The 13040-nt window shown below is 66.5% G+C and carries 8 protein-coding genes; all 8 read right to left on the minus strand.

What is annotated here, in order from left to right:
• Positions 1 to 53 precede the first annotated feature (53 nt).
• Positions 54 to 4052, minus strand: a complete 3999-nt coding sequence (gene putA / locus V6657_RS16535; protein ID WP_048935645.1) for a trifunctional transcriptional regulator/proline dehydrogenase/L-glutamate gamma-semialdehyde dehydrogenase — start codon at positions 4050 to 4052, stop codon at positions 54 to 56.
• Positions 4053 to 4315: 263 nt separating this feature from the next.
• A complete protein-coding gene (locus tag V6657_RS16540) occupies positions 4316 to 6634 on the minus strand; it encodes a primosomal protein N' (RefSeq protein ID WP_048935746.1) in 2319 nt (772 codons plus the stop codon).
• A gap of 585 nt (positions 6635 to 7219) precedes the next feature.
• Entirely contained in the window at positions 7220 to 8314 is a 1095-nt protein-coding gene (gene hemE, locus V6657_RS16545; RefSeq protein ID WP_048935747.1) for a uroporphyrinogen decarboxylase, read from the minus strand.
• A gap of 81 nt (positions 8315 to 8395) precedes the next feature.
• Positions 8396 to 8869: a cupin domain-containing protein gene (locus V6657_RS16550; RefSeq protein ID WP_048935646.1), complete on the minus strand. Its 474-nt coding sequence runs from the start codon at positions 8867 to 8869 to the stop codon at positions 8396 to 8398.
• Between the two features lie 116 nt (positions 8870 to 8985).
• The gene (locus V6657_RS16555; RefSeq protein WP_048935647.1) at positions 8986 to 10014 is read right to left on the minus strand and encodes a Rieske 2Fe-2S domain-containing protein; all 1029 of its coding nucleotides are present in this window, start codon (positions 10012 to 10014) and stop codon (positions 8986 to 8988) included.
• Positions 10011 to 11129, minus strand: a complete 1119-nt coding sequence (locus V6657_RS16560; protein ID WP_048935648.1) for a hypothetical protein — start codon at positions 11127 to 11129, stop codon at positions 10011 to 10013. The genes V6657_RS16555 and V6657_RS16560 overlap by 4 nt, the downstream gene beginning before the upstream one ends.
• Positions 11126 to 12283: a hypothetical protein gene (locus V6657_RS16565; protein WP_048935649.1), complete on the minus strand. Its 1158-nt coding sequence runs from the start codon at positions 12281 to 12283 to the stop codon at positions 11126 to 11128. Before V6657_RS16565 ends, V6657_RS16560 begins: the two co-directional genes overlap by 4 nt.
• Before the next feature lie 137 nt (positions 12284 to 12420).
• Positions 12421 to 13035, minus strand: a complete 615-nt coding sequence (locus tag V6657_RS16570; protein WP_137884775.1) for a hypothetical protein — start codon at positions 13033 to 13035, stop codon at positions 12421 to 12423.
• Positions 13036 to 13040 lie beyond the last annotated feature (5 nt).

Genomic DNA, 13040 nt, shown 5'->3' on the forward strand with positions numbered 1-13040 from the left:
TCCATCCGTACGTGTCGTGCGGATGGGGCTGCGAATCCTGCTCGTGCTCCCCGTCAGCCGATGGTCATCAGACTGGCGTTGCCACCCGCCGCGGCCGTATTGACCGACAGCGAACGCTCGATCAGCAGGCGCTCCAGCGCCAGCCCTTCCCCGCCGTGTGGCAGGCCTTGCACCCCCACGATCGGGCCGGCACGTCGTGCCAGCCCTTCGCAGATGGCGCGCAGATGGTCCGAATCGCCGTGATGCAGCACCGCGTCGAACTCGGCCCCATCCAAGGCCGGCACCACACGGACGCGCGATTGTACTGCCGCTGGTAGCTCTCGCAACACGGCTTCCACAGCAGGGTTTTCCAGCACCACGGCCATGCTGCCGACCGCCAGCACGGCGGCCAGTTGGCGCAGCCAGTCGGCCGGATCCACCGCCACGCACAGCACCGCTTCGCGCGGCAGCAGCGTGTAGGTGTTGCGCTCGCCGGTCGGGCCCGGCAGCGTTGCCGTGGCACCGGTGGCCGAGGCAGCGGCCAGGCGTTCGCACAGCGCCACCAGGTTGGCGGACTGCGCCACCGGCGATTGCTTGCCCGCCCATTCGGCCAGTGCATCGAACGGCGCCAGCAGCGCGCGGCGCGCATCGGTGTCGACTTCGGTGCCAGCGCCGGCCGTGAGCGACAGCGCGGTGCGCATGCCGTCCTGCGGGCACGTCGACAACAGACGCAGCAGATACAGCGGACCACCCGCCTTCGGGCCGGTGCCCGACAGGCCCTCGCCGCCGAACGGCTGCACGCCCACCACAGCGCCGACGATATTGCGGTTCACATACAGGTTGCCGACGTGCGCGCGGTCCACCACGTGCGCGATGGTCTCGTCGATGCGCGTGTGGATGCCCAGCGTCAGGCCGTAGCCCGTGCCGTTGATCTGCTCGATCAGCTTGGTCAGGCCGGCGTTGTCTGCCGAGCGTTTCCAGCGCACCACGTGCAGCACGGGGCCGAAGATCTCGCGCGTCAGGTCCGACAGGCTGTCGAGTTCGATCACGGTCGGCGGCACGAAGGTGCCGTGCGCGCAGGCTTCTGGCACGGGCGTCTGATGCACGCGACGGCCCTTGGCGCGCATCGCTTCGATATGGCCGACGATGTTGTCACGCGCTTCGGCGTCGATCACGGGGCCGACATCGACCGACAGGCGATCCGGATTGCCCATCGCCAGTTCGGCCATGCCGCCCTTGAGCATTGTGAGCACGCGGTCGGCCACGTCGTCCTGCACGCACAGCACGCGCAATGCCGAGCAACGCTGGCCCGCGGAATCGAACGCGGACGACAGCACATCGGCCACCACCTGCTCGGCCAGCGCGGACGAATCGACAATCATCGCGTTCTGGCCGCCGGTCTCGGCAATCAGCGGGATCGGCGCGCCGTTGGCATCCAGGCGGCCGGCCAGCGTGCGCTGCAGAATGCGCGCGACTTCGGTCGAGCCGGTGAACATCACGCCCTTGGTGCGCACGTCCTTGACCAGCGCGGCGCCGACGGTCTCACCGCGGCCCGGCAGCAATTGCACGGCACCGGCCGGCACGCCGGCTTCGCGCAGGATGCGCACGGCCTGGGCGGCGATCAGCGGGGTCTGTTCGGCGGGCTTGGCCAGCACCGGGTTGCCGGCAGCGAGCGCCGCGCTCACCTGGCCGGTGAAGATCGCCAGCGGGAAGTTCCACGGGCTGATGCAGACCACCGGGCCTAGCGGGCGGTGCGTGTCGTTCGAGAACCCACCGCGCACCTGGGCTGCGTAGTAGCGCAGGAAGTCGACCGCCTCACGCACTTCAGCGATGGCGTTGGACAGCGTCTTGCCCGCCTCGCGGATGATCAGCCCCATCAGGTGCTGCATCTCGCCTTCCATCAGGTCGGCGGCGCGATCGAGCAGCGCGGCGCGCGCCTCAGGCGGCGTGGCTTGCCAGATCGGCGCGGCAGCAGCTGCGGCAGCGAGTGCGGCATCAACGTCGGCCTCGGTGGCTTCGGTCACATGGCCAACGACATCGCGCAGGTCCGACGGGTTGCGCACCGGTTGGGGTGTGCCGCCCACGTACGATGCGTCACCGATCGTCGGCTCGGCAGTCCAGACCGTGCTGGTGCCAGCAAGAAGGGCGGACGACAACGACGCCAGGCGCTGCTCGTTCGCCAGGTCAATGCCCGACGAGTTTGCGCGAACGTCACCGTAGAGGTGGCGCGGCAGCGGAATTTTCGGATGCGGCATACCGAGCGTCCCTTCATCGGCGTGCATCTTTTCCACCACCGCCACCGGATCGGCGACGAGGTCGTCCAGAGGAATCGACTCGTCCGCAATGCGGTTCACGAACGAGGTGTTGGCGCCGTTTTCCAGCAGACGGCGCACCAGGTAAGCCAAGAGTGTTTCGTGCGTACCGACCGGGGCGTAGATGCGGCACGGGCGGTTCAGCTTGCCGGGCTTGTTGCCGACGACTTGCTCGTACAGCGGCTCGCCCATGCCGTGCAGGCACTGGAATTCGTATTGGCCCGGGTAATAGTTCTGGCCGGCCATCTGGTAGATCGCGGCCAGCGTGTGCGCGTTGTGCGTGGCGAACTGCGGGAAGATCGCTTCCGGCGCCGCCAGCAGCTTTCGCGCGCACGCCAGGTACGACACATCCGTGTAGACCTTGCGCGTGTAGACCGGGTAGCCCTCCAGGCCTTCCACCTGGGCGCGCTTGACCTCGCTGTCCCAGTAGGCGCCCTTCACCAGGCGGATCATCAGGCGGTGCTTGCTGCGGCGGGCCAGATCGATGATGAAGTCGAGCACGAACGGGCAGCGCTTCTGATAGCCCTGCACCACGAAGCCGATGCCGTTCCAGCCGGCCAGTTCGGGCGCAAAGCACAGGCGCTCCAGCAGATCGAGCGACAGCTCCAGGCGGTCGGCCTCTTCCGCATCGATGTTGATGCCGATGTCGTATTCACGCGCCAGCATCGCCAGCGCCTTCACGCGCGGGTACAGCTCGTTGATGGTGCGGTCGTACTGCGCGCGGGAATAGCGCGGATGCAGCGCCGACAGCTTGATGGAGATGCCCGGCCCTTCGTAGATGCCACGTCCGCCCGAGGCCTGCCCGATCGCGCGGATGGCCTGTTCGTACGACGCGAGATAGCGCTGGGCGTCTTCCTCCGTCATGGCGGCCTCGCCGAGCATGTCGTAGGAATAGCGGAAGCCTTCGGCCTCGAACTTGCGCGCGTTGGCCAGCGCTTCGGAAATGGTCTCGCCGGTGACGAACTGCTCGCCCATCAGGCGCATCGCCATGTCCACGCCCTTGCGGATCAGCGGCTCGCCACTCTTGCCGATGATGCGCGTAAGCGCCTTCGACAGCCCGGCTTCGTTGTGCGTGGCCACCAGCTTGCCCGTGAGCAGCAGGCCCCACGTGGCGGCGTTCACGAAGAGCGACGGGCTCTGGCCCAGGTGCGAGTGCCAGTTGCCGTTGCTGATCTTGTCGCGGATGAGTGCATCGCGCGTGGCCTTGTCGGGAATGCGCAGCAGCGCTTCGGCCAGGCACATCAGCGCCACGCCTTCCTGGCTCGACAGGGAGAATTCTTGAATCAGGCCTTGCACCAGCCCCTCGCGGCCCGTGCCGGCCTTTTGTGCGCGCAGCTTGCCGGCGAGGTTGCGGGCGAGCTGCTTGGCTTCCGAGGCGAGCGCACCCGGCAAGCGGGCCTGCTCCAGCAACATCGGAATGGCTTCGGTTTCTGGCCGGCGGTATGCGGCCGTGATGGCAGCGCGCAGCACCGATTGCGGTTGCACGCTCTGTGCGAATTCGAGGAACGGTTGCACCGCGGGCGCAGTGTCGTCACCCATGCCCTCGTGCACGTCCGAGACGGCTGCGGCGGCGGACGGGAGGCCATCCGCCGCCGTGCCGTTTGCGTCAGTTGGCAGCTGCCCCCGCTCCACTTGATCCAGATACGTGAAGATCGCCTGCTTGATCAGCCAATGCGGCGTGCGGTCAATGGACTGTGCGACGCGCTTGAGGCGTTCACGCGAAGCATCGTCCAGCTTGACCCCGAGGGTGGTTGTAGCCATGTGGGTTCCTATCCGTAGCTGCCATTGCCAAAGCTTGTGGCCGGCAAATCGAAGCGGATCATACGCCCGACGGATTTGAAGGTGCAACCTAGTGAAACCCCTTGCATCGAAGGGGGTAGATTTGGTGCAACCGCACGTGGTGTTGGGGTGGCTTTTGGGGGGGTAGGTGGACTTTGGGGTTTTGGCGTGGGTGGTCCATCCCCGGCAGGGGGGCGAAAGGGAGGCAAACCACCAAGCCCAAAACCAGCAAAGCCAAACGGCAACTAGATCCGCAGCGGATCAATCTCCAACTGCCACCGCACGCCCTTCACCGTCTTCCCAACCTCCCCAAACCGGTCAGTCCAGGCCGACAACAGCTTCTGCAGCGCAGCGCGAGAGGCCGACTCCACGAGCAGTTGCGCCCGCTCGCGGTTGGCCAACCGCACCATCGTCATCGGCACCGGATCATGCATAAACACTGGCGCCCCCAGCTCCGCGATAAGCGTTTCGCCCAACTCCCGCGCAGCCTTCAAGAACTCCAGCGCCCGCGCCACTTCCTTGTGCTCGGTGGTCAGCAGCGCCTGGTACGCAAACGGCGGCAACCCGGCCTGCTTGCGCTCATGCAGCAGTTGGCGCGCGAACCCACCGTAGTCATGCCGCACCAGCGCCTGCAAGGCGGGGGCATCCGGGTAGCGTGTCTGAATCAGCACCTCGCCCGCCAACCCGGCACGTCCGGCGCGCCCGGCCACCTGCATCAGCGAGGCAAACAGGTGCTCTCCAGCGCGAAAATCATGCGAGAACAGTGAAGGGTCCGGCGCCACTACGCCCACCAGCGTCACGCGCTGGAAGTCATGCCCCTTGGCGACCATCTGCGTGCCGATCAGGATGTCGACGCTGCCTTCGTGCACGGTATCGAACAGCGCTTCGGCGCTGCCCTTGCGGCGGGTGGAATCGGCGTCGATACGGGCGACGCGGGCCTGCGGGAACAGCTCAGCCAGGGTCTCTTCGATGCGCTGCGTGCCGCGCCCAAGCGGGGCGATATCGACGTTGCCGCAGTCGGGGCAGTGATGCGGAATGCGCGATTCGTAACCGCAGTGGTGGCAGCGCAGGCGCCGCTCCGGTTTATGCAGCACCAGGTACGCCGAGCACCGCGGGCAACCCGACAGCCAGCCGCACGCATCGCAGGACAGCACCGGCGCATAACCCCGGCGGTTCAGGAACAGCAGGCTCTGCTCGCCACGCGCGAGGCGATCGGCCATCGCGTCGACGAGCGGTTTGGACAGCCCATCGCGAATTTCGCGCCCGGCGCGCCGCTCCAGATTCAGGTCGATGAGCGACACGCGCGGCAGCACGGCCTCGGCTTGTGCGCGCTGCGACAGCGTCAGGCGCGTGGTGGCGCTCTGCTCCGCGCGCCACCAGGTTTCCAGCGACGGCGTGGCCGACCCCAGCACGACGGGGATGTTGCGCTGCTTGGCCCGCCACAACGCCAGATCGCGCGCGGAGTAGCGCAAGCCCTCCTGCTGCTTGTAGGACGTGTCGTGCTCCTCGTCGACGAGAATGAGCGCCAGATTGGGCAGCGATGCCAGCATCGCCAGCCGCGTGCCGAGCACGATGCGCGCCTCGCCGCGATGGGCCGCGAGCCAGTTCAGTGCGCGCGGCTGCTCCGCCAGTCCGCTGTGCAGCGCCGCCATGGGCACGCCGGGAAAACGCACGGCAATGCGCGCTTCCAACTGCGGTGTCAGGTTGATCTCCGGCACCAGCATCAGCACCTGCGCGTTGGCATCGCGCGCCAGGGCATCGGCGATGGCGTGCAGGTAGACCTCGGTCTTGCCGCTGCCGGTCACGCCGTAGAGCAGGAACGGGCTGAAGGTGCCGCTCGCGCCACCCTGCGCGATGGCGGCCACGGCGGCGACCTGCTCGGCATTCAGTGCGGGCGCGACAGACGGTTCGGGCAATTCCAGCGGTTGCGGTAGCAGCGCCTTCGGTCGCAGTTCTGCGCGCAACCAGCCGACGGCGGTCCAGTCGCGCAGCTTGGCGACCGCCTGCCCGTGCAATGCGACGGCGGCGCCGGTGGAAAGCTCGCCGTCGCCGGTCAGCGCTTCGGCCAACCGCATGGCGCCGGTCGCGCGCTTGGGCACGCTGTCCAGCAACGCGGCGCCGACGGTCGATGCGGGCTCCAGCATCACATAGACGGTTTCGGTAGCTTGGCGCGCGAGGTTGTCCCAGCTACCGGGCGTGCGCCACAGCGGCGGCAGCGCTGGCAATGTCACTTCGCCCAGGGCGCGGTGGTAGTAGCCGGCGGCGAATTCAGCCAGCGCGCGCCATTCGGCATTGAGCGGCGGCACCCAGTCGAGCACGCGTTCCACATCACGCAGCTTGTCTTGCGGCACCTCGGTGGTGGCGGCGGTTTCCACCACCAATGCGACCACGCGGCGGTTGCCGAACGGCACCACCACCAGTTGCCCCGGCAACACCGGCTGCGCACACCGGTAATCGAACACGGCATCGAGCGGCGTGTCGATCACCACCCGTGCGATGGCGGCTGCGGTCTCGGTACCCGCCACGGCATCGGGAAACACGGTGTCGGCTTGTGCGGTGGTCATCCGAGAGGCAAACGGTTGAATTGCAAAGGAATTGTTGCGGTGCAGCGGCGCATCACGCACCTGGGGAAAGCGCGGCGCCCGTCTCACCTTGCCAGCACAGTGATTGCCGTGCCTGATTCAATCTTCAAGTATCACTTGAGGTTTATGCGGTGGCACCCTGATCGGTGGCCGATTTTTGGGTCTATCCACACAGGCTGTGGATAACTTTGTTGAAAAGTCGCCCGCAGCGCCCGGGAAAGCCGATGAATCCGCCGTTTTTCTGGCTTGCACGATTTCAGCGTGCGCGCCATTCCCTCAAAAAAATCAAACACTTATGCGATGAGCGCACAAACCCGACTGTGTTGCGCCGCGAAAAAAACCAGCCGCGACAGCTTTGTGCATAAGTCAAGTCTTGACAGTTAGGTTACGCACCAAAGTGCGCGAAATAAATCGCTTGACACCCCTTTGGGGCCAATCTGCGGGCCCAGGCATGCGAGTAGACGCTCACCCTCTTTGCACCAAAGCGGCGAGCGTTCCACCCATGCGCTCGGCTTCACGCACTGCGATGGCTCAATTCAAACGCCATCGCACTGCACCATGACTCTGTTACGCGACTTTTTTGCGCAGTGCACGACTGAAGCTGTGCACCTCGTCCACCAGCACCGTCACCGCCTCGGGCGGCGTGAACTGCGAGATGCCGTGGCCCAGGTTGAAGATGTGGCCGTCACTATCGCCGCTGGCGGCATAGTCTTCCAGCACGCGGCGGACTTGCGCGCGAATGGCCTCGGGCTCCGCAAACAGCACGGTCGGGTCCAGATTGCCCTGCAGGGCGACGCGGCCGCCGGTGCGCTGGCGGGCGAGTTGCAGGTTGACCGTCCAGTCCACGCCCACCGCGTCGGCGCCGGTCTCGGCCATCGCCTCAAGCCACAGGCCGCCGCCCTTGGTAAACAGGATGACCGGCACGCGCTGGCCATCGGCCCCGGCGCGGATGCCTTCCACCACACGCTGCATATAGGCCAGCGAGAACTCGTGATAGATGCCATCGGCCAGCGCGCCGCCCCAGGTGTCGAACACCTGCACGGCCTGAGCGCCGGCCTCGATCTGGGCGTTCAGGTAGTCGATCACGGCCTGCGCGTTGATCTCCAGGATGCGGTGCATCAGGTCCGGGCGCGCGTACAGCATCGACTTGACGGTGCGGAAGTCGTCCGAACCGCCGCCTTCGACCATATAGCAGGCCAGCGTCCACGGGCTGCCCGAGAAGCCGATCAGCGGCACGCGCTGGCGGCCGTCCTGCACGAGCGCGCGGCGGATTTCCGCCACGGCGTCAAACACGTACTGCAACGACGACATGTCCGGCACCGACAGTGCGGTCACATCCGCTTCCGAGCGCACCGGCTTGGCAAAACGCGGGCCCTCGCCCTGTGCGAACGACAGACCCAGGCCCATGGCATCGGGCACGGTCAGGATGTCGGAGAACAGGATGGCTGCATCCAACGGAAAGCGGTCCAGCGGCTGCAGCGTCACTTCCGTCGCATATGCCGGCGACTTGGCCAGGCCCAGGAAGCTGCCGGCACGGGCGCGCGTGGCGTTGTACTCGGGCAGGTAGCGGCCGGCCTGGCGCATCAGCCACAGCGGCGTGTAGTCGGTGGGCTGGCGGCGCAGGGCACGCAGGAAGGTGTCGTTGGCGAGCGGTGCGGACATGGCGTTGGACTCTTGTGAGGGCGCCATTGTAAGGGATGGTGTTTTTATCCCGGGCTGATCCACGCCAATACTCGGTACAGCTCAGGGCACCTTTTGCGTATCCCCTGCCCGCTGCGGCGGCAGCTTGATCGCCATGGCCTTGAAATCGGGGCTGGTGGTCAGCGTGCCGTGCACCACCCCGCGCGGGATGACGATCAGATCCCCCGCCCGCACCTCACGTGGTGCGTTATCGAGCCAGAACGTGGCCGTGCCGGCCATTACGTATTGAATCTCGTCCGAATACGTATGCGTGTGCTTGGCGACCGTACCCACCTGAACGCCCACGGTGCCGTTGGCGGCGTTCACCAGCGTTCTGGTGCGCAGCGTGCCCATTTCGGCGATGACGGGGCCGATTTCGTCCGGCGTCATGCTGCCCATGTTGATGAGCTGCGGTGTGAGCGGGGCCGGTGCAGCGGGTGACGCAGCCGGCGCCGATGCCTGGGCAAACGCGCCGGTGCAACCGACAAGTACAGCGACGGTGCCGGCCACCCGAATGCCAACCAGAGTGCGGTGCATGATGCATCCTCTTTGCGCGGCCGCCGTCGGAGTGCGGCGGTCCGTGGCGATTGTCGCATCGGCAAGCGGGCGCAGAGAGCTAGGGCGATTCCGGAGCCGGCAAGCCCGACCCGGCCCTACACCCACATCTGCATCACCTGCTCGCCGGTCTCTGCCGGCTTGCCATTCGGCATCCACACCGCATCGAGCATCGGTCGCACGAGATCCAGCTCGGTGGAAATGCCGTCCTGCCGGCCAAAGTGCGTGCTGTTAGCGGCCTGTGCTTCGACCACGCGACGGTCCTGCTCAGCCACGCGGCGCAGGAACGGCCAGACGAACCAGCGCACGGCCCATGCGGGCGCCCAGCGGTTTTCCACATGCAGCGTGCCGAACACGCGGGTGCGCATTTCGTCCTCTGGCGTGAAATGGAGCGTGAAGTACAGCGCGCTGCCATTGGCGTAGCGGTATTCAAGTTGTGCCGTGGCAGGAGCAGCCACCCCGAAGTGCGCGCGCTCCATCGTGCGCGGCGATTCGAACAGGCGATACAGCAGGCCGCTTTGCTGCGCCTGGCCGGTGTAGTCCACCTGCAGGCCATCGGCGGATTGCGTGACCGCCACCGTCACCGGCTGGCGCGCGGCATGGCTGCGCACGAGGCCCGGATGCACGAGATGGGTGTGCAGTGGGTCGAGAAAATTCTCCAGCGCATCCACTGGGCGCGCTTGCCAAAGGTCACTCCACAAAAAGCGGCGGCTGCCGGGCGGCAGGCGATTCAGGAAGGCCGGCAGCGCAGTCGGGCCAGTCTCTCCCGGTGGGCGGGCGCTCAGCCAGATCAACCCATCATGCTCGAAGGCGTGCCACGCATTCACTTGCACGGCCGGTACGGCGGCGCTCGGGCACAGGCCGGGCATGGCGGTGCAGCGCCCATCCGCACCGAAGGTCCAGCCGTGGTACCTGCATTGCAGCGCGCCGCCCACGAGCTGCCCGTCCGACAGCGGCACATGCCGGTGCGGGCAGCGGTCATCCAGCGCCAGCAGCTTGCCGTCCGGCAAACGCGCGAGCACCACAGCGCGGCCGAACACCATCACGCGTATCGGCCGGGTGGTGAGACGCTGCGCCTCGACAACGGGATACCAACCGCGCAGCAGTGTGGCGTTCCAGGCAGTCATAACTGAAAGCGTTGCATGATCGGCACGCCGATCCGGGTGGTGAGGGTACGCAGCACGGCAATGGCGCGCTGCGTGGTCTTGGGGAGGTGGCGGCAGTACACCGCGCTCATCTCAATGGCGGGCACGCCACCGCGCAAGCGCTTGAAGTGCGCGGCGCCGGCGCTCAGGTTCAGCTCCGCATCACGCGCCATCGTCGTGCGCAGCACATGCGCCATCAGCAGGCGATACAGCCCGGCGGATTGCGGCCACGTGGTGTCATAGCCGACGAGGGGTGCAGTCAACAATGGCCCCTGGCCAAATACGCCGACCACCGCGCGCAACACGCCATCCGCATCCCGGAAACCTGCGCATTCAAGCAACCCCGCCGCATGCCATGCACGGATGAACGCCGCCGTGTAGCGCGGGTTAAGCGCGGAATACTTGTCGAGATAGAGCTGCGCATACAGCCGCTCGGCCTGCGCGAAATCAGCGTCGGTGAAGGCGTCATGCGGTACGAAGGCCAGCGGCGTGCGTGCCAGCCACTGCAGATCGCGGCGCAGGTTCTGATGCTGTCGCGCATTGCGCAGATCACGAAACACGTAGACCTGCCGCGTGGGGATCAATGCAAAGCCGGCAGCCGTAGCAGCGCGCAGCCAATCCGCATGCTGCAGCGTGTTGAGCGAACGCAGCCAGATAGCCCGATCCGGCCAGCGCTCACGGCACGTGCGCACCAGCGCATCGAGGTCAAACGTCGCCGCCGACGGATACAGGTTCGTGCTGACCAGCCAGTTGTTGACGGCGACCGCGCGGTCGAGCTCCGCACGGCGCATCCATGCATCCGCCAAACCAATCGTGCCGCGCAACACGGGCCGCAGCACACGCGGTGCCAAACGTTCGGACTCTTCCGCCGCATAGCGCCCATACGTGGTGATGGGTGAGCAGACCCAGGCGTTGTCGGCGCGGTCGTCGCTGTTGTTGACGGTGACGGGCAGCGGCAAACCGCCCGCCTCCACCACGTCAATCTGCGTGACGAGGTTGGCGACAAACGGCAACGACGCCCGCCCGCGATGCACGTGCAGGAACGCGCCGGCCTTGTCGGCAAAGCACGCGTGCGGCACGGCGTTGGCTGCGTTCATACCTCGGGCAGCGCCTCGCCGTCCCACTCGATGTCTTGCGTGGCGGCTTGGCGCATGTTGCTGCGCTGTTGGAGGGCCAGGCGCGCATAGGCGGCCATGTCGCTCACGGCGCCCCACAGCGGCGCGCGATCGCCGGGTACGGTCAGCACATCGGCGGCAGTGCGCCAGTCGCGCCGCCACTGGCGCAGCGTGCCGGTGGCCAGGGCATGCATCAGCCCCACGGATGCCATGACAGGCGCCACCATGCGCGGCAGCCCGGGGGACGGCTCGATGCACCCTTCGAGCGTGCCGGCCAGTGCAGCAGGCAGCGCATCGTCCGGGCCAAACAGATGGCAGCCGCTGGTTGCGCGCGGGTTGCATTCGAGCGGGCTGACACGGCCGTCGGCCTGCTGGATCCAGTCGAACGAGAGCTGCCCGGTGAAGTCGAGCTTGCGTGCAAAGTTGGCGACGAAGGTGCGGATGGCATCGATGCGCACCGGGGCAAAGTAGAAGCTCGCGCTGGTCGACATGCGCCAGTCCGGGCGATACAGCGCGTGCGCCAGAAGCCGGCCGCGATCGACCACGCTGTACGAGCAGAACTCCTGCCCGCGCACCAGCGTCTGCGCCACCCACGCGCCCAGGTCCGCCAGCGGCGGTGCATCGTCAGGGATGCCGTTGCGGTACAGCCGCACATGCACGCCAAAGCGCGAGAACTCGGGCTTGAGCACCATCGGCCGCCCCGCTGCCCACGCGCGTGCCTCGTCCAGCGTCTGCACGCGCGCGGAGACTGGCACGTCAGCCCCGCAGTTCTGCGCGAGCGTGAGGAACTGCCACTTGCTGTGCACCGCGCGCAGCTTGGCAAAGTCCTCCGCTAGTACGCGCACATGGGCCGGCAGGTGATGCCGATAGCGCGAGACGAAGAACACCTCTTCGCACGTCGGCACTACCAGATCGATGGCGTGGTCCCGCACGATACGTTGGAGATCCGCCGTGAACTGTGCCGGCGCATGACGCGGCGGTGCAATGCGCAGCGTTGCCTTGACGGCCTTGGAGGCCCCGCTGATCTGGCAAGGAATGCTGTCGGCAATGCAGACCGTCCACCCCTGGTGGGCGAACCGGCGGGCGTGGTCGAGCGCTGCGGGCGCGCGACCACCGAGGATCAGCACATTCGGCATGGAAACGGAGCGTTCAGGTCAGGCAACGTCCGTCGGGCGGTGGGCGGAGATTGCCGGGGCTCCATTCTAGGCAATGGCGCGCCCGGCTCGGGCGGGATGAAGAGGGGGTGTTGCGCTTCTGCGCCCTTGAGACGGCGCTATCTCACGAGTGCCGTAATTTTTGCGTCGATCTGCTGGATGGCAGCGTCGGTGATTCTCTGGACACCGCCCTCCATGGAGGCGAATGGGACCTTGTATTCGGCCTCGCCGCTGAGTTTTGACACCGGGTTCATGCCCCGATCGAAGAAATAGGCGTCGACGTGGATGCGGTTGGTACGGTCGCCATAGGGCTCCATCCACTTCATCCGCATATCGATGAGGATGACGCCCTTCTTGCCGGTCGCAACGGCTTCTGGAAAGTCGTGCACGTACTGAAGCGTCGGAAAATGCCGCTTCAGCATTGCCAGCATATGTGCGCTGAAATAGTTCGGATCGCTATCGGCAATCGCAGCGGTGTTGGTCAGCGACGACGGAATGACCTTGCCCCAATACGCGACGGTGTCCTTCATGAAGCCGATGTGGTGCTCGACATTCTCACTGATGATGAATCCCACCGGCTGGCCAAGCGACACGGGCGCGTCTGCCGGCACGGCGGCCGAGCTCATGTTCAGGATGCCCGAGAACGCGTCAACAGGTGGCGGTGGCGGAGGGGCCGAGCTGGCGCAACCTCCGAGCGTCAGAACGACAGCGCACGATGTGACGAATGTCTTCATCCTTG

The organism is Ralstonia sp. RRA, assembly GCF_037023145.1.
Lineage (GTDB): Bacteria > Pseudomonadota > Gammaproteobacteria > Burkholderiales > Burkholderiaceae > Ralstonia.